This is a genomic window from Burkholderia sp. Z1, from assembly GCF_014893795.1.
In the GTDB taxonomy this organism is placed as follows: Bacteria; Pseudomonadota; Gammaproteobacteria; order Burkholderiales; family Burkholderiaceae; genus Burkholderia; species Burkholderia theae.
This window is the reverse complement of record NZ_JACFYL010000002.1, coordinates 2879931-2900826: the sequence shown is the minus strand read 5'-3', so window position 1 is coordinate 2900826 and position 20896 is coordinate 2879931. Positions and strand designations below refer to the sequence as shown.

Here is a 20896-nt window from a genome sequence, read left to right as displayed (position 1 = left end):
GTACACAAGCGTCAGCGAAGTCGGCTAGAACCACAATGTCGCGCGTACCACGAGACCACGTGCGCGTGCCGCTGACGTCAACGGGAACCTGTATTGCACCGTCACATCGAGATAACTCGCCGGTGCGCTGTACTTGCCTTCACGAAACCAGTACCGGAACTGGACACCGGGGCCCGCACCGATCGCGGTCTTGTCCAGCTCACGGTTGTCGTGATCGCCGGCCACCGCGGCATGCGGATAGACGGTCAGCCTGTCGCTGATCGCCGTCAGACGCCAGGTGTGCCCGTAACGCAACTCCGAATAAATGATGTATCGGCCTGCCTTGATGAAGTACGCCCCTTCGACATAGGCCTGCCAGCTGCGCCAGCTCGGTTCGGTGACCTGCAGGTCGGTGCCCGCTTCCGACGAATAGCCCAGGCGCATCAGCCAGTCCGTCATCGACAGGCTGCCCACATGAAAAAGCCGCTCGGCCGTCAACACGACGTTCTGGTCGGGTATCGGCTTGTAACGCACGCCCACGGAACCCTGTACGGTCGGCATGCCGGTCACGTTGCCCGTCCCGTCGTAGGCCGTGCCGTATCCGCGCAGGAAGAACTGGAGAATGCGTCCGTTCTGATAGCCGATCTTCGGTGGCTGCCAGTACGCCTCGATACCCGGCTGCAGCACGCTGATGGTGCCTTGCGGGCCGAACGCGGCCGACTGGTAAGGCGCGCTCAGCACGAAACCCCACGTGCGCTGAAGTTGCTCGACCTCTCGCCGATAGCCGAACTTGTGCTGCGCGTCGAACTTGTGTTCGTCCTCGTCGGCGTCGAGACTATGCTCGAACAGCTGGACGGACTGCTCGTTCAAGCCGATACGCTTGGCCGCATACCCTGCGTCCGCGTAGTTCATCGCGTTGCCCGCGCCGCCGTCGAAACCTTCCTGGAACGCGTCGAGCGCCTCGCGATCCTTGTGCTCGCGCAGCAGGTCATAGGCCTCCTGCAGCTTCTGTTGCGCGGTATTGTCCACCGGCGTTTCCGGCGACTGCTCGGGTTGCTGGGCCTGCGCCACGATCGACTCGGCCATCTTCCGCTCGCCGTCCGTCGTCGCGTCGCTGGCGGCGAGATTCGCCACGCGGATCGCGCTGTCGCGATCGCCGGACATCAGGCTCAACTGCGCGATACGCAGCTGAACCACGGCGGATTGTTCATCGGCCAACGGCGCCAGCGCAACGCCGGCTTCATGCGGACGCTTCGCCGCGAGCGCGCTGTCCGACCACGCAAGACGCAGGTTGCGCTGCTGTTCCTTGCTCCATTTGCCCGTCGCGACGGCGGCCGAGAAATCGCTGCACGCGACGTCGTAACGCTGCTGCCGCTGCGCGAGGTAACCATGCTCGGCCATGACCGCCGCGCTCTTCGGAAAACGAACGCGCAACGATTCCACCATCGCATCCGCTTCGTCGATCCTTCCTTCCCGCTTGTAGACGTCGAGGAGCAGCAGCCCGAGCTGTTCGCTTCCCGGCTGAATCTTGAGGGCGCGCCGCGCATAGTCTTCCGCGCGAGGCAGGTCGCCGGCGCTGATCGCCTTGTACGCGCTATCGGCGAGGCGATAAGCGTTGCGGGTGAGCGGCTGCGCGGCGTAGGCCGGGCCTTGCCAGGCCAGCGACACGGCGAGCGCCAGGGCGCTCAGCCGGATGCAGCGCGAGAGGGCGGCCGGGATCGGGAGTCGGGAGTGTTTCATGCCTGTTCTCCCGACGGTTTATTCACCAGGGATCCGTGCGACGTTGCATCATCGGCGTCGCGTGCTCGTGCGAGTTCGACGAAGCGCGAGTGTCGGGCGAGTTCGGCTGCAATCTCGGCATCGCAGGCAATGAAATAGGCGACGTTCGCCTTCGCGCCGCGTCGCACGACATCCTGTTCGTCCGACGTAAGCGGCCGCCCGACCGCAACGTTCAACGTGCCGTCGTCCGCGGTCGAAAACGGGACCGCCCGATACGCGTACTGCAGCTCGAACGCCAGCGAGTCCGCGAAGTGGCCGACCGCCACGTTGCCCAGGCTCACGCGGGGGAGTTCCGCTTGTTCCGCGATTGCATCCGCCAGCGATTCGGTGGAGATCGCGCTGATTTCGATCAACAGTTCGCCCAGCCGCTTGCCGCACGTCAGCTGTTTCTCCAGGCTTGCCTGCAATTGCTCCAGTGAAACCACACCCCAACCGACGAGGATCTCGCCAATCTTGAGGCGCGCTTTTCCGAGCTCGGCGTTCGACAGGTAGGTATGGCTGGTCTTGTCCCATGCGATGGGCTTGCCGCTTACGAGGTGGCCGATATAGATGCGCCATGCCCGGCAAACCGCATAGAAATTGATCAGGTTGTTGACGAACATCCTCGGAATCGACAGCAGCCCCTGGACCGGACCGTTCAGCTTGCTGACAAAGTAGTAGCGCTGCCCGGCACGGACCACCAGCATGACGGTGTTCACCCAGAGCAGCGGGGCCATCCAGTCGCCCACCGTGACGAGAGAGGCGCTGACGGGAACGACATGGCCGAGCTGCTGAAGCGCCGAAATCGATACGAAATTGATCAGCACGCCATAGGCAATCACCGAAAACAGCGACGTCACGATGCCCTTGCGATCATGGAAGAACATGTAGCGGGTGAGGAAATTGCCCTTCCAGCCGAGTTGTTCCCAGCCTTGAAACGAGATGCCGAGAATCCAGCGCGCACGCTGTCGATATGCGGTACGAAATGTCTTCGGAAAATACTCGCGCGTGGCCAGCAGGTTTCGATTGGCGACTCTGCCGTTTGCACGCCTGGCCCCTGCGTCGTGCGTGATATCCGAAAGCGGAAAGCGGGCAAAGGTTTCCTTCATCCCGAGGTCTCTCAACCGAAAGCTGAAGTCGTAGTCTTCGGTCAGCGAGCTGGTGTTGAACGGACAACCGTCGCGCTCTTTCATTGCGGCTTCGATGGCGCGCCTGCTGTAGCAGGACGCAACGCCCGCGCCCGGGACGACGCCGGTCAAGCGGGCTCGTGCCGGCACGTCCTTCTGGTGCGTTTCGCTGAAGTCGTCCATATAGCAGCCGGCCACGAACTCGTTCCATTTCCGCGGCAATGACAGAACGGGAAGCTGGACCAGGTCGCTGTCCGCAACGGCATAACTGAGGTATTTGAGTTCGACCGGATGAATCACATCTTCGCAGTCGTGCATCACGACGCCCGCGAACTGAATATGGTGAGTCGCTTCGTAGCGCAGGATGGCTTCGATGATCCAGTTCAGGCAGTCGGCCTTGCAGGTCGGCCCGTCGTTCATGACCGTCGCGCGTGTCACGCGGCCCGGATACCGGCGAACCATCCGCTCGACCTCGGCCGTGGTTTCGGCGTCGTTGTGATAGGTGCCGACGAAAATGACATATCGCTCGTATTCGATGGTCGCCAATGTGTTTTCGATCATTTTGGCGATCACGTCATATTCTTTCCACGCCGGCACCATCAGCGCCAAATAACGCTCTTCCTGGGCGCGCAGCATGCCGATATCAATCGTCTGTGTTTTTTCGCGACGCAGCATGCGCCCGATCTCGAAAGACCAGTAACAGGCGTCCAGCGTAAGGTCATCCAGTGTGCTTACCAAGATGACGATTGCGGTCATAATGGCAATAACGTTAAGTGCATATAAATATGCAATCCATATTGTATTGTCCATCATTTATCCGCGATTTTCTCTTATATGTCGTTCGTCTCCCGCAATCCAACGCAGGACGAAACCATCCTCGTCCTCGTCGACCCCGTCACGCCCACTTCGCGGCTCGCGCCACATTCATTTCCGTCGCTCGAAAAAGGCTCGATCCGGCCTCGATTTTTTTCGATGCGACCACGTAACATCGCTAAAGATGAAACATGTTCAGTGGGTGACTTTTGAAAGCCGGTTTTTGCGCTTGCGTACCTCCGTCCCCGTATTTTTCAACGCTTGCAGCCACGCTCGATTCAGCTCCTCGCGGCACGCCCCGTTTACCGTCTACTCAATACACTGCTCATAAAGCAAGTCGTGCGCCATCGTCGCGCCGCCCTTGACCTTCCGGGCGTCGAGAGGTGCCGCGCGCGATCGTCTCGCCGAATCCGAGCCAAATGTTTCAGTGCTGAAACACGCGGTCGATCGATCCGATGAAAAGTGATTTTCCAACCCTTTGCCAGACCCTGACTGCTGCAATCGGGAACGCGTCACGCGATTCATGTGATCGCTGGCCGGAAAGATTTGCGTTGAACCGCCATTGCATGTGCTTGCCACCGAGTCGAGTGCCGCGCCGCAATCTTCAGCGCGCACGGAGCAACTGGTTTTCCCTGAATCGTCCGAACAAGATTGACCCGTTTGTCAGATTAAATTCGTGAAATCGGCCGCGTTGCATGCCTGAAACGTTTTATCGAGACAATTTCGGGTCGCCGCGACACGTCAAATCCGGTGCCTTGGTCCTACGCCCATTTGCGACCGTTGGTACGGTTCTAGCTTGACAACCGAACTATCCAATCCGGGATTTTTTATCCGGTATCAGGCGTGAAACAAATAACGACATAACGCCCCGATTATGAATGGCACGCCGCCGTGCTCGTTTTGCCAACGAGATGAACTTATTTTGTATATCAAAGGATGAAAATCATGCTTTCTCATCGCAATCGATATTTTGGGCGCGGGTTGAGCACCGTCGGATCACTCGTCACATTAATCTCCGCGCTCGCCTTCACCGTCGCGGTTCAGGATGCGAGTGCGCAGGAGACAAGCAATTCATCCGGCCACAAGATCAAGCCGCCTCCGTTACCGAACGGTTCCGCCCAGGCCCAGGTGAAGGCGGGGATGTCCGACGAAGATTGGGAGAAGGCATACAAGGAGACAGGGCGTCCCAAGTTCGACAGGAAGTCCGTCAAGGCCAACGCAGGCAACGTGCAACGCGACTAGGGAGAAACGGCCATGAAAAAGATCTTGCTCGTCATAGCCCTGCTTGCCGGACTCGCGCAAATGACGTTGCCGAGCACGGCGCACGCGCAGGCCACCACTGCACATACGCTCGTGCTGTACGACAACCCGGCCAACGACCCGTATTCGAAGCTGGGCCTGATGTACAGCATCATGTTGCGGAACCTGCTTGGCCACTTCAACGCGACGGTCGATCTGGTTCCGATCCAGAACTACACGGCCGGGATGGTCGCGAACCACGACGTCACGTTCTACATCGGCGACTACTACAACAACCCGATTCCGACGGCGTTCATGAGCGACGTGATGACCGCCACGAAAACCGTGGTCTGGTTCAAGTACAACTTGTGGCAGCTGGCATGGAACACGGCCTATACCTTCAACCAGACCTACGGGTTCAGCTTCCAGGGCATCGCCGGGTTAAACACGACGCCATCGTCGAGCAATCCGAATCCGGGCTTCTACGATACGGTCACGTACAAGAACCTGCCGATGGTCAAGTACTACGCGTATAACGCGTCGACCGGCGCGATCAATGCGGACCCGGATGTCGGGCTGACCCAGGTCGTCGATGCCACCAAGGCGCAAGCACTCGTCACGATCAAGAACAGCGTGAGCGGCGCAACCGCGCCATACGTCATGCGCTCGGGCAAGCTCTGGTATTTCGCGGATGTGCCGTTTTCCTACATCGGGCCGACGGATCGATACCTGGTGATATGCGACATCCTGCACGACATCCTGCAGACCAATGCACCGGTGAATCACCGTGCGCTCGTCCGCCTGGAGGACCTCGACGCGTATACGACGACGAGTTCGATGACCTTGCTGACGAATTTCCTGTACTCGAAGAAGATCCCGTTCACGATGGCCACCATTCCCGTGTATACGGATCCGAACGGCTATTACAACGGCGGCGTGCCGGAAACGATCCACCTTGCGCAGGCAACGGGCCTCAAGAGTGCGCTGAACTACGCGATCGCGCGTGGCGGCTCGATCGTGATGCACGGCTATACGCACCAGTACGATTCGACGCCGAACCTCCAGAATGCGGTCAGCGGCAGCGACTATGAGTTCTGGTTTGCGGTCCAGAACCGTCCTGTCGATGAGGACTCCATCCCATGGGCGGAAGCCAGAATGGCCGCCGGCGTCCTCGAGTTCACGACCAACGGCTACAAGATCGTCGGCTGGGCCGCACCGCAGTACCAGATGTCGCCGAACGCAGCGGCCGCCACAGCCATCACGTTCCCGACGACGTTCCAGCGGGCCGTCTACTACACCGCGACCAATCCGCAGCTCGGAACGGGTGCGGCCAACCAGGATTTTTCGGCCGGGCAGTTTTTCCCGTACATCATCAACTCCGATTACTACGGTGAGCGGATCATTCCGGAGAACATGGGCAGTATCCAGTACAACATCTGCAACATCGACCCGTTCTCGTGCATCACGTACACGTGGCAGACACTCATCACCAATGCGCAATACGGTCTGGCGGTGCGGGACGGTTTCGCGTCCTTCTTCTTCCACCCGTACTGGCTTGAACCCGAACTCGGATTGCCGGCCTACAAGGACTTCCAGAGCCTGGTCAACGGCATTACGAATCTCGGCTACAAGTTCGTGGACGGCACGACGGCCAAGTGACGCGAGCGTGACGGCAGCTCCGTGCGACCCGCATCGGCAATGCGGGTCGCACGTTTGCGTTGGGTCGGCTACGATGACACGCAAGAACGTTTCCGGGGAGCCAACACGATGACCACGTCCGTCGTCCCGGCCTTGCGCAAGCTTCAACGGCGTATGAGCCGCTTCCGGCTGGCAGGGCGACCGCGCCGGCGCGCTGATGCGCCGCGTTCGCCGCGGGCGGCGACGCTCGCGGCAATCGGCGCATCGCTCGTCGTGGCCGCATGCAGCTGGACCGCGCACGACGTTCACGCCGACGGCATCGTCTGGCAGGTGGACAACACGACGACGAATCCCGTCGGCAACTGGCAAGTGCTCGGCGTGCGCGATCTGCTGGTTCAATGGGTCGTCGTCGACGATACCGCGTACGTTGCCAACCCCCGCATCCGACCCGCGGCGCACCTTCCCGACTGGGAACGCATCGGCCGCGAGCCGTGGGCCCGAAACGTGATCCTGGGCCTGGCCGGCTACCAGGACGAAAAACGTGCGCGCACCCATCTGTCGACGCTCGCGGACCAGTCCGTCGAGATCGCACGCGCGCCGATCCCGTTGCATGTCACCGGCTACTACTTCCCGGTCGAAATCGATCCGACCTGGCAGGACGCGCCCAAGCTCGCCGAGATCTTGCAGCGGCTGCCGCGTCCGCTTTGGGTGAGCGTCTACGACCAGACCAATATCGGCGGAAAGGCGCTGACGGACTGGCTCGTAGCGTGGCTGCCCGCCGACGTCGGGGTGTTCTTCCAGGACGGCTGCGGCGTCTATGCCCGCGAGCCGTCCGTCGCGCGTACCTACCTCGACGAGCTGACGGCACGCCTGGGCAAACGGCGCGTGCGGGTCATCGCCGAGGCCTTCCGGCCGGCCGAGCATGGCGGTTTCCGGTCAGCCAGCGCCGACGAATTGAGCAAGCAGCTGCTGGCCTATCGGGGCTATCAGGTCTATCTGTTCGATGGCCCCCACTATGTGTCGGACGACCTCACGCGCGCGCTCACGACACGGACGGGCAAGCCGCCTCCGGCCGAGCCTGCGGGGACCGCGCACTGAGTCGGCGCCACCCCGGCGTCACCGCCCCATTTGATGACCAAACCGCAAGACCTAGTGCATAGATATCGTTTGCCGCGGCCTTAATGACTATCGACAATCGTGGCTCGAATTCGCCGCCGTGGCGCCAGAAGCGCCGCGGTGGCCGGTACCTGACGGCTATCCCGGCCGTCCGCGCCATCCAGCTCACGACGACATGTACGCGTTCACTCCCTCATTCCAGAATCCCGCCGGCTCGCCGATCCGCGAGTTGTTCAAGTACCTGTCCGAACCGGGCATGATTTCCTTCGCGGGCGGTTATCCGGCCAGCGACCTGTTCGACGTCGACGGGCTGAGCACGGCAGCCGAACGCGCGTACGCGCAGCCCGTGCGCTGCCTGCAATACGGCCCGACCGACGGCCTCGCCGAACTGAAGCAGCAACTGATCGCGCTGATGGCGCGTCGCGGCGTTGCGTGCACGCCGGCCGAACTGCTCGTCACGACCGGCTCGCAGCAGGGCCTCGACCTGCTGCTGCGCGTGATGGTGTCGCCGGGCGACGTGGTGCTGACCGAACAGCCGGCTTATCCGGCCACGCTGCAGGCGATGCGTCTGCAGCAGGCGCGTATCGTGACGATTCCGGTCGACGGGGAAGGGCTCGACGTCGATCGTCTCGCGGCCCAGCTCGCATCGGGTGCGATCGCCCAGCCGAAGCTGCTCTACACGGTCCCGACCTTCGCGAACCCGACGGGCGCGACGCTCACGCGCGAACGCCGGCTGACGCTGCTGCGTCTCGCGGTGCAATACCGTTTCCTGATCATCGAGGACGATCCGTACGGCGACCTGCGTTTCGCGGGCGAAGCCGTGCCGTCGATGCTCGCGCTGGCCGACGAAGTGGACGGTGCGCGCGACTGGATCGTGCATTTCGCGAGCCTGTCGAAGATCGTCGCGCCGGGGCTGCGCGTGGGCTGGACGATCGCGCCGGCCGAGATCGCGCGGCGCTGCGTGATCGCGAAGCAGACGGTCGATCTGTGCAGCACGCCGTGGACGCAGGCGGCCGCTGCCGAATATCTGGCCGACGGCGCACTCGAACGCCATCTGCCGCGCATCACGGCCGCGTACCAGCGCAAATGCGATGCGATGTGCGACGCGCTGCGCGACGGCTTCGGCGATGCGATCGAATTCCATCGCCCCGAAGGCGGGATGTTCGTGTGGGCGCGGATCGGCGCGGTGTCGTCGGACGTGCTGCTGCAACAGGCGATCGCGAACAAGATCGTGTTCGTGCCCGGCAAGGCGTTCTTCGCGGACAACGTCGACGCGGCGTCGCTGCGCCTGTCGTTCGCCGCGCCGGACGTCGATGCGATCCGGGAAGGCGTGGCGCGCCTCGTGCGCGCATATGAAGCGGCATTGGCCGCGTGAGGAGACCTGAACATGAAACTCACCGTCATTGACACGGTACCGTCGGGCGCTGGCGAAAACCGGCCGGTCGAACATCGGTCGTCGCAGATCAGCGCGGGGCCGCAGTATGTCGCCGACGTGCTCGGCCGTTTCGGCGCGGAGCCGGCGACCGATGCGGGTGATGCCGCGCCGGTGGTGCTCGGCTACAACTGACCTGCGCGGCGGCGGCCGGCGCGCCGCGTGGGTGCCGCCGCCGAAGCAAACGGTTAAGCTTGCGCGATCGAAACCCATGCGATCGCCGTTCCTCCATCATGTCCGACACCGCCTCCGAATCGCTCACGGAAACGTACGACCGCCTGTGGTCCTGCCTCGAATCCGGCGTCAGCGTGCAGCGCTCGCCGTTCACGATGCTGCAGGCCGCGACGCTCGGCGTCGACGGCGCGCCGAAGGTGCGCACGATCGTGTTGCGCCAGGTGAGCCGTGCCGATCGCGTGCTGTCGTTTCATACCGACGCGCGTTCGGAGAAGGTCGCGGAGCTGCGCCGCGATCCGCGCATCGCGCTCGTCGCCAACGATCTCGATGCGCTCGTGCAGATTCGTGCGGAAGGGGTGGCATCGATCTGCGACGACGAAGCGCAACGGCGCGCGATCTGGCAATCGAGCCGTCCGCATACGCTGCTGCTGTATCGCGCACCGTTGCCGCCGGGCACGCCGGTCGCGTCGCCTGAAGCCGCGCATGTCGCGGCGAACGAGGGCGCCGCGGCGTCCGACGACGGCTACGAAAACTTCTGCTTGCTGCACGTGACCGTCAAACGCCTCGATTGGCTCGAACTGGCGCGCGCCGGCCATCGTCGCGCGGTATTCGACCTGAACGAAAGCGGTTACGAATCCCGCTGGATTGCACCCTGAGCGTGCTCAGGGTGGTCCGTTGCATCGGATCGCCTCCCGGCGCTATATCGCCCAGGTTCCGAAATTCCTGCCCGGGCCGGCGGTCAGTTGCACGAATATTTTCCAGCTCGTCTCGGGATTGCCGTTGCAGACGGCGACATGAAGTTCGTTCAGCGTCGCGGCGATGCCTGGATCGGCGCCGAAGTGTTCGTCGTTGAGCGTACGCAGCAGCGGAATGAGCCGCTCGGCAATTTCGTCGGCAGCCGACGCGGCTTGCCCGGATTCAGGTGCGTCGCGCCACGCGAGAAGCGCGTGCCGTATCCGGTCTTCGACCTTGGCGGCTTCGAGAATATACGGGGTCATCGGGTGATCGAGATCGAGCATCGCGTTTATTCCCTGTCTGCGTGGCCACGACTGGCGAGCGGGCCGGGAGGCCGCCCGTCCGACGCGGCCTGCCCGATCATCCAGCCGCGCATCACGGCGATCGCATCGTCGTCGCGCCGTTCGGCCGGATACACGAGATAGAACCCCACCGACAGCGGAAACGCGAAATCGAACGGCTTGCACAACCTGCCGGCGGCGATATCGCGTTCGACCAGGGGATCGGTCGCGAGCGCGATGCCCTGGCCGGCGACGGCCGCATCGATCGCGAGCGACGTCTGGTTGAAGCGCAGCCCCTTGTGCGGATCGACGTCGACGGATTCGGGCATCGCTGCAAGGAACTCGGGCCACAGGTCGTGCGCGTCGTGCAGCAGCACATGGCCGGCGAGCGCGCGCGGCGATGCGGGCGCGGCCAGCAGCGCGGGACTGCAGACGGCGCTCACGTCGAGCGGGAATAGCGCATGCGTGGCGAGATGCTTGCCGAACGGCGGCTTGCCGAAACGGATCGCGAGATCGACGCCGTCGTGGCGGAACGTCGCGAGCTGCTGGTCGGCGATCACGCGCACGTCGTAGTCGGGATGCGCGTCGGTGAACTGCGCGAGCCGCGGGATCAGCCACTTCGACGCGAACGACGGCGTCGTGCTGATGGTCAGCGCCGCGCGCCGCTTCACGAGCTTGTCGGTCGCGTCGGCGATCGCATGCAGCGCGCGCTGCACGTCGGAGAAATACGCGGCGCCGTCGTGCGTCAGCGCGAGGCCGCGCGGCAGGCGCTCGAACAGCTTCAGGCCGAGCACGTCCTCGAGGTGGCGCACCTGCTGCGCGACGGCGCCCTGCGTCACGCCGATCTCGTCGGCCGCGGCGCGGAAATTGAGGTGCCGCGCGGAGACTTCGAACGCGCGAAGCGCATTCAGCGGCGGCAGGCGGGAAGGGCGAGGTGGCATCGGAAGGCTGTAGAAAAACTATCGTCTGGAGGCAGAAATACTGGTTCGACAGTCGTTCGTGATGCGCCTACATTACCACCATGGCGCGCCGAATGGCGGCTGCGCGGCGGCAGGATCCGAACGAGGAGCAGATCGTGACTGTAGAAAAAGTGGCGTTGATCACGGCGGCGGGCAAGGGCATGGGCGCGGCGATCGCGCGCGAACTGGCGGCGACGGGCTATCGCGTCGCACTGATGTCGCCGTCGGGCAGCGCGGTGGCGCTCGGCGAGGAACTGGGCGGCTTCGGCATCCAGGGTTCGGTGACGGAAGAAGCCGATATCGACCGGCTCGTGCAGGAGACGGTCGCGCGTTACGGCCGGATCGACGCGGTCGTGAACAACACCGGGCATCCGCCGAAGGGCGAGCTGCTGTCGATCGCCGACGAAAGCTGGCACGCGGGGCTCGACCTGATCCTGCTGAACGTGGTGCGCGTGATGCGCCGCGTGACGCCGATCTTCCAGAAGCAGGGCGGCGGCGCGGTGGTCAACATCTCGAGCTTCGCGGCGGACGCGCCCGAGCAGCCGATGCCGGTGTCGTCGACGCTGCGCGCGGCGTTGAGCGCGTGGACGCGTCTTTACGCGGAACGCTACGCGGCCGAGAACATCCGGATGAACGCGGTGCTGCCGGGCTTCATCGACAGCTGGCCGGAAACGCCGGAGATCGTCGCGCGCATTCCGGCCGGCCGGTTCGGCAAGACGCAGGAGATCGCGAAGACGGTCGCGTTCCTGCTGTCCGACGGCGCGGGTTACATCACCGGGCAGAACATTCGCGTCGACGGCGCGATCGTCAAGGCGCTCTGAGCCACGCCGGGCGTCACACCGGCGAGCGGCCGCACAGGCCGCTCGCCGCCGTACAGCGGCTACAAACGCGTACAAATCAGACAAATCCGGGATACATCGGACCTTTCAAATGGGCGACGCCGCGTGACCCGGGCGCGCCGGATTGAAAGCCAAGGCGCGACCCCGCGCGCGGCATGTTCACTTTCCACTTCACGAAAGGAGATGCCGAACGATGTCTTCCACACCGTTTTCCCCGATGCGTCGCCACCTGCTGGCCACGTCCGTGGCCGCCGGGGTCTCGGCGATGCTGCCCACCGCGCTGCATGCCGCGACCGGCGGCAGCGACATCCGCCCGTTCACCGCGCACATTCCCGATGAAGCCGTGGCCGACCTGCGCCGCCGCATCGCCGCGACGCGCTGGCCGGGCCGCGAGACCGTCGCCGACGAATCGCAGGGCGTGCGGCTCGCGCGCATGCAGGCGCTGCTGCGCTACTGGGGCACCGACTACGACTGGCGCAAGGGCGAGGCGCGCCTGAACGGTTTCCCGATGTTCATCACGGAAATCGACGGGCTCGACATTCACTTCATCCACGTGCGGTCGCGGCACGAGAACGCGATGCCGATGATCATGACGCACGGCTGGCCCGGTTCGATCTTCGAGCTGCTGAAGGCGATCGGCCCGCTGACCGACCCGACCGCGCACGGCGCGAGCGCGGACGACGCGTTTCATGTCGTCGTGCCGTCGTTGCCGGGCTTCGGCTTCTCGGGCCGGCCGACGCAGACGGGCTGGGGTTCCGACCACATCGCGCGTGCGTGGGGCGAGCTGATGGCGCGCCTCGGTTATACGCGCTTCGTATCGCAGGGCGGCGACTGCGGCTCGGTGATCTCGCACCGGATGGCGATGCAGCGTGTGCAGGGGCTGGCCGGGATCCACGTGAACATGCCGGCGACGGTGCCGCCGGATATCGCGACGCTGCTCGCCACCGATGCGCCCGCGCCGGCTTCGCTGTCGCCGAAGGAGAAGGCCGCGTACGAGAAGCTCGCGACGTTCTATCGCGACAACTGCGGCTACTCGGCGATGATGGTCACGCGCCCGCAGACGGTCGGTTATGCGCTGGCCGATTCGCCGTCGGGGCAGGCTGCATGGATGGTCGACAAGATCTCGCAGTGGACTTATAGCGGCGGCGTGCCCGAACGCTCGATTCCGCGCGACGAGATTCTCGACGACATCTCGCTGTACTGGCTGACGAACACCGCGACGTCGGCCGCGCAGATCTACTGGGAGGATCACTCGAACAACTTCAACGCGGTGGACATCTCGCTGCCGGCCGCGATCACGGTGTTTCCGGGCGAGATTTATCAGGCGCCGCGCAGCTGGGCCGAGCGCAGTTATCGCAACCTGATCTACTTCAACGAAGTCGACAAGGGCGGGCATTTCGCGGCATGGGAAGAGCCGGAACTGTTCGCACGTGAAGTGCGTGCCGGGTTCCGGCCGCTGCGGCGCGGGTAAGGGTTGATTGGCGAACGCGGGCCGGTTGTCGTGCGGCCCGCGTTCGTTTTTACGCAATCGCGTGCAGTGCCCGTGCGAGCTGCAGCATCCGGTGCGCGTTGGCTGCGCGCGTATCGGTCGTGGTCGGGCTGTGGCCAGAACGTTTGCGTCGACCGCGCGATCGTCAAGGCGCTCTGAGCATCGACGCCGAACTGCGGCACATCCGTGCGTCACGCGGCGGCACCGCACGCTCAATAGGACTTGCCGGCAACGGTCGCCGACTCCAGCTCGCGGGTGATGATCTGGGTGCTGCCGATATTGGCCACCGACTTGACCAGGCCGACACCCGGCGCCAGCCAGTCGTCCGCGATCGTCGTGTTCGTCAGCGCCGCATTGGAGAGCGTCTCCGTGGTGTGATAGTGGCACGCGTTCGCGAAGACCTTGCCGTTCCTGAGGCTGACGGTTTCGCGCGCGACATAGGCGCGCTGGATCGAGACGGAGGTTGGGGCCCCGCCCGACGGAAAGACAGGCGTATCCACGTAATTCACCGTCTCGCTTCCCGCGAGCCCGATCGTCTCGACATAGGGCGGCGAATTCACGTCCTGTAGCGCGAGGGTGCCCGAATTGTAGACATCGGTGCCGTAATTCGTGCGCACGCCGTTGCCGACGAGATAGTAGTGATTGGTCTGGATCGGCGAGCCGGCCGTGGTTTCGGCCTGCTGCGTCAGCGTGATGCCCTGGAACTTCGCGGGTGCGAAGGTCCGTGTGTACACGCCGTTGTCGACGGGCTGGCTTTGCGACGTTGCTTGCGTATACATGTGCAACTTCACGGTATCGCCTTGCTGGTACACCGGATCGCACTCGAGGTTCGAGGTGGTCGTCCCGCCGGTCGGGCTGCCCGAGCTGTTGCCGCCGCTGCCGCCGTTGTTGCTCGCGCCCGATCCGGTGCCGGACGGCGTGGGCGAAGGATTGTCGTCGCCGCCGCAGGCGGTCAGGGCCAGACAGGTCAAAACGATCAGTGCAACGGCTTTCATCGGGATCACCTCGAAATGAACAGGACGAACGGAACCGATGCGCGCGGACAGCGCCGTACGCACGGACGGTTATGGCTGGGAATCGGCCGGCGGCGCACCGCCGGCCCGTGAACGTCAGTTGACCTGGAGCTGGCCACCGCGGCCGAGGCCGCCCTTGACGTCCTGCGCCTTGTAGCTGCGCAGTGCGACGACCATCTTGTTGTACGCGTCGATGAACGCGACGACGGTCGCCTTGCCTTCAGGTGTCGACGAGAAGCCGCTCAGGCCACCGCCTACACCGCCACCGAAACCACCGAGCGCCGCACCGTAGTTGGTCGCCGTCGAGCTGCCTTCGGCTGCCGCGATCTGCACGGCGGAGCGCACGTCGAACAGCGTCAGCGTGACGACCGATGCCTTCGTCTGCAGGTGGCCGGCCACCGCCGCCACCGCGCTGTTGCCGATCAGCCCACCGATCATGCTGCCGATGCCGCCGATCGGCGAATCGTTGATGACGATCTGCGGTTCCATGTAGTAGTCGGCCGCGACACGCTGGCCCTTCTGCTGCTTCGAGCCCGCGCGGTATTCGCCGGAATTGCGCTGCAGCTGCGTGATGCGCGACAGTCGGTCATCGCTTTTCTGGTTGCCGATCGACGTGATGACGAAGCAGTTCGACTGCTGCACGGCCAGACGCAGCAGCGGGTCGATGCTCGTCACCTTGGTCGCGCTGCCGAACGGGCCCCACCAGTCGGCGTTACGGCCGTCGTCGACGGCGATCGTGCCGAGCGGCGACGCGCAGCGCTGCAGCCCGGAATCGGCACCGGCGCTCGTGCCGCCAGCGGCGGCGCCGGTCACGCCGGCGTTCTGGCCGCCGGGCGTCACCACGCCGCCGCACGCGGCGACGGACGCGGCGAGCGCCACGGTGAGCAGGGTTTGGGTCAGGCGATGGGAAAGAATGGTTTTCATGTCGTTATCGATCGATAGAGTCGTTGTCCGGCTTACGGGTTCGTGCGAACGTCGATAAGCCCCCCGGGCGTGGCGCGCGATGGTGGTCTCCCTGCTGCAGCCCCCGTTGCTTCCGGCCCGGTCAGTAGTACCAGTACGTCTGATGCCAGACGCCGTAGTACGGATAGCCCGAGTACCAGTAGCCGTAATAGACGTCACGCCATTGCGTGCGCCATTTCCAGTCTTCTTCGTCTTCCTTCTTGGCCTTGCGCGCGAGCTCGAGCAGCTTCTTCGACTCGTTGTCGCCGCGGCCTGCCGCGATCGACAGCCACTTGTCCGCTTCGCGCGGATCCGAGCCCATTTCCTCGAGGCCGAACAGGTAGAAACTGCCGAGCGCCTTCTGCGCCTGCAGGTCGCCGCGCTCGGCTGCGTCGCGCATCCACTTGAGTGCCTGGTAGCTGTCCTGGCGCACGCCGTCGCCGCGGAAATAACGCAGGCCGAGGTCGTAGGCCGCCTTCGGCTGGGTCTTCGCGGCTTGCTTCAGCGCGACGATGCGCGGGTCTTCGCGATCTTCCGTATCGTCCTTATTTTGGTAGGAGACCTGATTTTTTGGACGATCGGAACAGCCAGTGTCGTCGCAGATCCGTACCGTGTTGCTGGTAGCGGACGGATCCTGCGCGCAAGCGGCCAGCAGCAACAGCAGCCCCGGTGCGAGTAAACGGCGATGCATTGTTACCTTCCTTGAGTTCTATTGGCGCCGCACTGCTTCGCGCTATCCCGCCCCGTGATCGCGTACCGGTTTGTGCGCGGGACGGCGAATTTCATCCGCCAACGCCGACACGCGACCCAAAGCGCTCTCAGGTTCTTGTTTTGCCCTGCAATGTCGCTATAAGGTTTGACGCGCGAAAACGGGGTGGGCATCCGCACACTGCCCCGTCATTCGCCTAACTCCGCCGCGGCACCGTCAGGCACTGAATTCCTGTCCGAAAATCCGGATCTTTTAAAGCAACCGACATAAACTGGTATTTTCTAGTTTCAAATGATACATATCGGTCTATCCAAGAGTCAAGGTAACTTGCGAGTTTGTGTGACGAGCCCTGCCGGCCCGGCCGGGAGGCCGGTGGGGAGGGCGGACGTGACCGAGCGGTACGATGCTAGAATTGCTCGTCCCGCGCAGTTGGAAGAGTCAAGGAGGAGCCGTTCGTGCGAGCCAGCAAACGCCAGTTGGTGGTGGATAAAGCGACCGAGCTGTTCTCGAAGCACGGTTTTCATCCGGTGGGCGTCGACTGGATCATCGACGATTCCCGCGTCGCCCGGATGACGCTGTATCGGCATTTCCCGAGCAAGGACGAACTCATTCGGGAAGTGCTGGTCCAGCGCTATGACCTGATCGTGTCCAGCATCGACGCGCAGTTGCTGCACGTCACCGATCCGGTCGAGCGTGTAAAGACGATCTTCGACTGGTACGAAGCCTGGTTCAATACGCCCGAATTTGCCGGGTGCCTGTTCGAGCGCGCGTTGGCCGAATTCGGCACGGCGTATCCGCCCATCTCGGATGTTGCGATCCGGTACCGCCGGAAAATGGTCGAATGGGTCGCCGAATTGCTCACGGGCCTCGTGTCTCCCGACACGGCAAAACGACTGGCGGCCGTCTACATGATGCTGCTGGATGGTGCGACCGTCGACGCCAGGGCGTTCAACGACGCCGCGTCTGCGTCGCGCGCGTGGCAAGCCGCGAAAGCCCTTCTCGAACAGGCGATGCACGCCGAGGATGCGCTTGCGGACTACGATACGCACCGTGCGTGACGGGGCAATCATCGAGCTGATCGTGCGGGCGTACCGCGACAGTCTGTTCGATCGGAAGGCGCTTCCGTTTCACGGCTGACCGCCTCGTGGCGCAGGGCAAAACTCTCTGCAAGACTCGCTCTCGAATCTATCAGGATTCCTGAGTCAGATCAGCGTGCCGGGACCAACCACCCAATACGAATTCCCCATCTCTTGAACTGGACAGCGTGCCTGCCAGGTGCCCATCGCTGAACCGAGTTGGATGGACACGAGGCGATCAGCGCCTTCCGATCTCCGAGATGCTGAAGGCGATGGGTTCGCTGACCGACTCGATCCCCGAAGCCGGCCGTCGCGCAGCAGCGCATTGACTGCCGGCACCTCGATTCCATGATTGCTGCACGGGATTTACGTGGGTTCGTGCTGTCGGCGGAGCAGCACGCTTTCGAGCCACGCATCGATATCATGTTGAACGAGATCCTTGTTGTGGTCGTTCAATATTTCATGCCGGTCGCCGGGGTAGAACCGGTATGTCAGCGCCAGATGCCCCTGGCGCATGTAACGGGCAATCAGCGCCTGGATCGAAATCGTGTGTTCGCCTACCGGATCGTGGGTGCCGGCGATCACCAGAACCGGCAGGTCCACGGGAATTCTCGATTCATGCTCGGGGATCCACAGGTTACGGAAGCCGTCGAGCACGGAGTACAGCATGCTGTTGGAAAACGGCTTGCCGCAGAGTTCGTCGTCCAGAAAGTGCTGTATCTCGACCGGGTCCGCCGTCATCCATTCGCAGCCGGTCGACGGTTGCCCCTGATGCACGAACGGCGCGTTGAATGCTTGCAGCACTTTACCGAACAGCATCGCGGGTTGGTTGCCGTCGACAGAACGCGCTACGACGCCGAGTTGCGCCAGCGTGTCGTCATCAACACCGGGCAATGCGCCCAGCGTGCCGCAGAGTACCGCGCCGGCCAGAAGAGAACCGTGGTTCTGGATGTGCGCTTGCGTGAGTGCGGAGCCCATGCTGTGGCCGAACGCAATCAAGGGCAGGTCGGGAAACTGCGTCCCGATCAGGCGGGATAGCTGGGCGATGTCGCTCGTCATGTCGGCCCACGCCGTGAGCCCGGCTTGCCCCAATGCAGCGGCCCCGGCGGTACGACCATGTCCGCGCAGATCAAGCGCGAAGACGACGTAGTTTCGAGCCGCCAGATAGCGGGCGAGCCGATCGTAGCGGCCGCCATGTTCGCAGATCCCGTGAGTGATCTGCACGGCCCCTCGCGGTGTCTCGTTGGTCGACGGCGTCCATTTCCGGAAAAAGATCCTGGCGCCATCCACGTCTGACGAGAATGACGATTCTTCGTACCGGCAATCGGTTGATGCGGTCATGTCGGAGACTCCGTTTCACATTTGGGGGGAAAGGCTGTCGAGCGCGTGCATGTCTCGTGTTGTCGGAGCGACCGTGAAATGACGGCTTCGTTCTCGCGAAAACAGGAGGGATGGTTCGTCTCGGGCGAGCATATCAGGAACGTGGGCCGGAGAATGGCGAAACGGGAGATTGGCGACTGTTGATGGGTAATTGGCATTGGATGCGTGTGTTTTCCATTGTGATTCGTTGAGTATTTTATTGGCGAGAGGTTTGCCGACGCGTCAGGCGACGCGCGCCTGTTACGTCGCTTCTCGCGCGATTTTTGAATCGCTGTGTGTCGTGTTCGCACACAGATACGTTGCGATACAAAGCATCCGGACGGTTCGGATATAAAACCGGTGAAGCGTTTCACACGGCGGCGCGGTGCCACGCGCCGCCGCTGCGAACGGCGAACCCTGAGCGCCCGCCCGTGCCGCGGGCCCCTTCCTTAGCAATCGACAATGGAGAACGAGTCATGCCTGATACCGTGAACACCCGCCGCCGCCTGATCCTGGGCACGACGCTGGCGAGCCTGAGCCTCGCCGACCTCGGGTTCGGCAACCTGGCGCGCGCGCAGTCGGCGCCCGCTGCACCGGCTGCGCCGCGCGCGGACGGCGTCGCGTCGCTGGGGACGATCCACCAGATCGACGCGGGCGTGCTCAACGTCGGGTATGCGGATCTCGGGTCGAAGAAGGGCCCCGTCGTGTTCCTGCTGCACGGCTGGCCGTACGACATCTACAGCTACGCGGAAGTCGCGCCGCTGCTCGTCGCGGCCGGTTATCGCGTGATCGTGCCGTACCTGCGCGGCTACGGGTCGACGACGTTCCGCTCGGCCGACACGGTGCGCAACGGGCAGCAGGCCGTGACGGCCGTCGACATCGTCGCGCTGATGGATGCGCTGAAGATCGACCGCGCGGTGTTCGGCGGTTACGACTGGGGCGCGCGCACGGCCGACATCATCGCCGCATTGTGGCCGCAGCGCGTGAAGGCGCTGGTGTCGGTGAGCGGCTACCTGATCGGCAGCCAGGAGGCGAACCGCAAGCCGCTGCCGCCGCAGGCGGAGTTCCAGTGGTGGTATCAGTTCTACTTCACGACCGAGCGCGGCGCGCTCGGCTACGCGGCGAATCGCGACGCGTTCAACAAGCTGATCTGGCAGCTTGCTTCGCCGAAGTGGCAGTTCTCCGACGAAACCTACGCGCGCTCGGCCGCGTCGTTCCAGAACCCCGATCACGTGGCCGTCGTGATCCACAACTACCGCTGGCGCCTCGGGCTCGCGAAGGGCGAAGCGCAATACGACGACATCGAGCGGCGTCTTGCCGCCGGGCCGGCGATCACCGTGCCGACGATCACGATGGAAGGCGACGCGAACGGCGCGCCGCATCCGGAACCGGCCGCGTACGCGAAGAAGTTCACGGGCAAGTACCAGCACCGGACGATCACCGGTGGCATTGGCCACAACCTGCCGCAGGAAGCGCCGCAGGCGTTCGCCGATGCGATCCTGCAAGTGGAGCATCTGTGATGCGGGCGGGTGGTGGCATCCTGCGTCGCGGCATGGGCCGCACGCTCGTCGCGGGCGCGCTGCTGGCCGGCACGTTGTCGGCGAGCGGGCCGGCCGCATTCGCGGAGCAGCCGAATCCCGCTGCTTCGCCGATCTACGGCGTGACGATTCCGCCCGGCTACCGGAAGTGGGAAATGGTCGCGCCGGCCGAAGAGGCTGCGCCGCTCGACGAGTTGCGCGTGGTGCTGGGCAACCCCGTCGCGATCCGCGCGCTCGAACAGGCGACGCTGCCGTTCCCCGACGGCACGATCCTCGTGAAGCTCGCGTACAAGCGCAAGCAGTCCGACGAGTTCGCGCCGGCGACGGTGCCCGGTCAGGCGACGACCGTGCAGGTGATGGTGAAGGACTCGCGCCGTTATGCCGCGACGGGCGGCTGGGGTTTCGGGCGCTTCATCAACGGCGTGCCGGCCGATATCGGCCAGCATCAGACGTGCTTTGCGTGCCACCAGGCGCGTGTGAAGAACCACGACTACGTGTTCACGCGGTTGGCGCCATGACGTGATGCGGCATCGCGGGTTCGATGCAACGAAAGGCGTGCCGCGCGAGGCACGCCTTTTTTTATGGTGCGTGGGTGTGGCCGAACGCTTCGAATGGCGACTTTGTATCGCACTGTATCTGCGGCCGTTCCGGAAAAACTGGCATGCAGAAAGCACCGGTTT

At 63.8% G+C, this 20896-nt stretch carries 19 protein-coding genes; 11 read left to right on the top strand and 8 right to left on the bottom strand.

Annotated elements, in window-relative coordinates; all coding sequences use genetic code 11:
• Window positions 1–24 precede the first annotated feature (24 nt).
• Both H3H55_RS29905 and H3H55_RS29900 read right to left on the bottom strand, forming a co-directional pair.
• The gene (locus tag H3H55_RS29905) at window positions 25–1719 is read right to left on the bottom strand and encodes a bacteriophage N4 adsorption protein A (RefSeq protein WP_193101340.1); all 1695 of its coding nucleotides are present in this window, start codon (window positions 1717–1719) and stop codon (window positions 25–27) included.
• Window positions 1716–3674, bottom strand: a complete 1959-nt coding sequence (locus H3H55_RS29900) for a glycosyl transferase family protein (RefSeq protein WP_226800403.1) — start codon at window positions 3672–3674, stop codon at window positions 1716–1718. Before H3H55_RS29900 ends, H3H55_RS29905 begins: the two co-directional genes overlap by 4 nt.
• 948 nt (window positions 3675–4622) lie before the next feature.
• Here H3H55_RS29900 and H3H55_RS29895 point away from each other — a divergent pair.
• From H3H55_RS29895 to H3H55_RS29870, 6 genes are all read left to right on the top strand, one after another.
• Entirely contained in the window at window positions 4623–4919 is a 297-nt protein-coding gene (locus tag H3H55_RS29895; RefSeq protein WP_193101338.1) for a hypothetical protein, read from the top strand.
• 12 nt (window positions 4920–4931) lie between these two features.
• A complete protein-coding gene (locus H3H55_RS29890) occupies window positions 4932–6575 on the top strand; it encodes a DUF2334 domain-containing protein (protein WP_193101337.1) in 1644 nt (547 codons plus the stop codon).
• 108 nt (window positions 6576–6683) lie between these two features.
• Entirely contained in the window at window positions 6684–7652 is a 969-nt protein-coding gene (locus H3H55_RS29885) for a hypothetical protein (protein WP_129516513.1), read from the top strand.
• 193 nt (window positions 7653–7845) lie between these two features.
• Window positions 7846–9045, top strand: a complete 1200-nt coding sequence (locus H3H55_RS29880) for a PLP-dependent aminotransferase family protein (RefSeq protein WP_193101336.1) — start codon at window positions 7846–7848, stop codon at window positions 9043–9045.
• Window positions 9046–9057: 12 nt separating this feature from the next.
• A complete protein-coding gene (locus H3H55_RS29875; protein WP_193101335.1) occupies window positions 9058–9237 on the top strand; it encodes a hypothetical protein in 180 nt (59 codons plus the stop codon).
• Between the two features lie 98 nt (window positions 9238–9335).
• Complete coding sequence (locus H3H55_RS29870; RefSeq protein ID WP_193101334.1) at window positions 9336–9932, top strand: pyridoxamine 5'-phosphate oxidase family protein; 597 nt, start codon at window positions 9336–9338, stop codon at window positions 9930–9932.
• 42 nt (window positions 9933–9974) lie between these two features.
• Here H3H55_RS29870 and H3H55_RS29865 read toward each other — a convergent pair whose 3' ends face one another.
• Both H3H55_RS29865 and gcvA read right to left on the bottom strand, forming a co-directional pair.
• Window positions 9975–10295: a hypothetical protein gene (locus tag H3H55_RS29865; RefSeq protein WP_193101333.1), complete on the bottom strand. Its 321-nt coding sequence runs from the start codon at window positions 10293–10295 to the stop codon at window positions 9975–9977.
• A gap of 5 nt (window positions 10296–10300) precedes the next feature.
• Window positions 10301–11233, bottom strand: coding sequence for a transcriptional regulator GcvA (gene gcvA / locus H3H55_RS29860; RefSeq protein WP_193101332.1), 933 nt, complete (start codon window positions 11231–11233; stop codon window positions 10301–10303).
• Between the two features lie 134 nt (window positions 11234–11367).
• Between gcvA and H3H55_RS29855 the strand changes: the two genes are divergently transcribed.
• Both H3H55_RS29855 and H3H55_RS29850 read left to right on the top strand, forming a co-directional pair.
• The gene (locus tag H3H55_RS29855) at window positions 11368–12072 is read left to right on the top strand and encodes an SDR family oxidoreductase (RefSeq protein WP_193101331.1); all 705 of its coding nucleotides are present in this window, start codon (window positions 11368–11370) and stop codon (window positions 12070–12072) included.
• A 211-nt stretch (window positions 12073–12283) separates the two neighbouring features.
• Window positions 12284–13561 carry an epoxide hydrolase family protein gene (locus tag H3H55_RS29850; protein WP_193101330.1) on the top strand — a complete coding sequence of 426 codons (1278 nt, stop codon included), beginning with the start codon at window positions 12284–12286 and terminating at the stop codon, window positions 13559–13561.
• Window positions 13562–13791: 230 nt separating this feature from the next.
• Here H3H55_RS29850 and H3H55_RS29845 read toward each other — a convergent pair whose 3' ends face one another.
• From H3H55_RS29845 to H3H55_RS29835, 3 genes are all read right to left on the bottom strand, one after another.
• Complete coding sequence (locus tag H3H55_RS29845; protein ID WP_193101329.1) at window positions 13792–14574, bottom strand: hypothetical protein; 783 nt, start codon at window positions 14572–14574, stop codon at window positions 13792–13794.
• 114 nt (window positions 14575–14688) lie between these two features.
• A complete protein-coding gene (locus H3H55_RS29840) occupies window positions 14689–15516 on the bottom strand; it encodes a hypothetical protein (RefSeq protein ID WP_193101328.1) in 828 nt (275 codons plus the stop codon).
• 121 nt (window positions 15517–15637) lie between these two features.
• A complete protein-coding gene (locus H3H55_RS29835) occupies window positions 15638–16225 on the bottom strand; it encodes a tetratricopeptide repeat protein (protein ID WP_193101327.1) in 588 nt (195 codons plus the stop codon).
• Window positions 16226–16698: 473 nt separating this feature from the next.
• On the opposite strand from H3H55_RS29835, the gene H3H55_RS29830 reads away from it, so the two are divergent.
• Window positions 16699–17301, top strand: coding sequence for a TetR/AcrR family transcriptional regulator (locus tag H3H55_RS29830; RefSeq protein ID WP_193101326.1), 603 nt, complete (start codon window positions 16699–16701; stop codon window positions 17299–17301).
• A gap of 384 nt (window positions 17302–17685) precedes the next feature.
• On the opposite strand, the gene H3H55_RS29825 is transcribed toward H3H55_RS29830, so the two are convergent.
• Window positions 17686–18660: an alpha/beta fold hydrolase gene (locus H3H55_RS29825; RefSeq protein ID WP_193101325.1), complete on the bottom strand. Its 975-nt coding sequence runs from the start codon at window positions 18658–18660 to the stop codon at window positions 17686–17688.
• Between the two features lie 494 nt (window positions 18661–19154).
• On the opposite strand from H3H55_RS29825, the gene H3H55_RS29820 reads away from it, so the two are divergent.
• Together H3H55_RS29820 and H3H55_RS29815 are read left to right on the top strand one after the other, a co-directional pair.
• Window positions 19155–20198, top strand: a complete 1044-nt coding sequence (locus H3H55_RS29820; protein WP_193101324.1) for an alpha/beta fold hydrolase — start codon at window positions 19155–19157, stop codon at window positions 20196–20198.
• On the top strand, window positions 20198–20734 hold the full coding sequence (locus tag H3H55_RS29815; RefSeq protein ID WP_048248280.1) for a cytochrome P460 family protein: 537 nt from the start codon (window positions 20198–20200) through the stop codon (window positions 20732–20734). The genes H3H55_RS29820 and H3H55_RS29815 overlap by 1 nt, the downstream gene beginning before the upstream one ends.
• The last annotated feature ends 162 nt before the right edge of the window (window positions 20735–20896 follow it).

What these genes read in the sequence shown, in the direction of transcription:
- H3H55_RS29905 (WP_193101340.1), bottom strand. Translation starts at nt 1,719, where the DNA reads ATGAAACACTCCCGACTCCCGATCCCGGCCGCCCTCTCGCGCTGCATC.
- H3H55_RS29900 (WP_226800403.1), bottom strand. Translation starts at nt 3,674, where the DNA reads ATGGACAATACAATATGGATTGCATATTTATATGCACTTAACGTTATT.
- H3H55_RS29895 (WP_193101338.1), top strand. Translation starts at nt 4,623, where the DNA reads ATGCTTTCTCATCGCAATCGATATTTTGGGCGCGGGTTGAGCACCGTC.
- H3H55_RS29890 (WP_193101337.1), top strand. Translation starts at nt 4,932, where the DNA reads ATGAAAAAGATCTTGCTCGTCATAGCCCTGCTTGCCGGACTCGCGCAA.
- H3H55_RS29885 (WP_129516513.1), top strand. Translation starts at nt 6,684, where the DNA reads ATGACCACGTCCGTCGTCCCGGCCTTGCGCAAGCTTCAACGGCGTATG.
- H3H55_RS29880 (WP_193101336.1), top strand. Translation starts at nt 7,846, where the DNA reads ATGTACGCGTTCACTCCCTCATTCCAGAATCCCGCCGGCTCGCCGATC.
- H3H55_RS29875 (WP_193101335.1), top strand. Translation starts at nt 9,058, where the DNA reads ATGAAACTCACCGTCATTGACACGGTACCGTCGGGCGCTGGCGAAAAC.
- H3H55_RS29870 (WP_193101334.1), top strand. Translation starts at nt 9,336, where the DNA reads ATGTCCGACACCGCCTCCGAATCGCTCACGGAAACGTACGACCGCCTG.
- H3H55_RS29865 (WP_193101333.1), bottom strand. Translation starts at nt 10,295, where the DNA reads ATGCTCGATCTCGATCACCCGATGACCCCGTATATTCTCGAAGCCGCC.
- gcvA (WP_193101332.1), bottom strand. Translation starts at nt 11,233, where the DNA reads ATGCCACCTCGCCCTTCCCGCCTGCCGCCGCTGAATGCGCTTCGCGCG.
- H3H55_RS29850 (WP_193101330.1), top strand. Translation starts at nt 12,284, where the DNA reads ATGTCTTCCACACCGTTTTCCCCGATGCGTCGCCACCTGCTGGCCACG.
- H3H55_RS29845 (WP_193101329.1), bottom strand. Translation starts at nt 14,574, where the DNA reads ATGAAAGCCGTTGCACTGATCGTTTTGACCTGTCTGGCCCTGACCGCC.
- H3H55_RS29840 (WP_193101328.1), bottom strand. Translation starts at nt 15,516, where the DNA reads ATGAAAACCATTCTTTCCCATCGCCTGACCCAAACCCTGCTCACCGTG.
- H3H55_RS29835 (WP_193101327.1), bottom strand. Translation starts at nt 16,225, where the DNA reads ATGCATCGCCGTTTACTCGCACCGGGGCTGCTGTTGCTGCTGGCCGCT.
- H3H55_RS29825 (WP_193101325.1), bottom strand. Translation starts at nt 18,660, where the DNA reads ATGACCGCATCAACCGATTGCCGGTACGAAGAATCGTCATTCTCGTCA.
- H3H55_RS29820 (WP_193101324.1), top strand. Translation starts at nt 19,155, where the DNA reads ATGCCTGATACCGTGAACACCCGCCGCCGCCTGATCCTGGGCACGACG.
- H3H55_RS29815 (WP_048248280.1), top strand. Translation starts at nt 20,198, where the DNA reads ATGCGGGCGGGTGGTGGCATCCTGCGTCGCGGCATGGGCCGCACGCTC.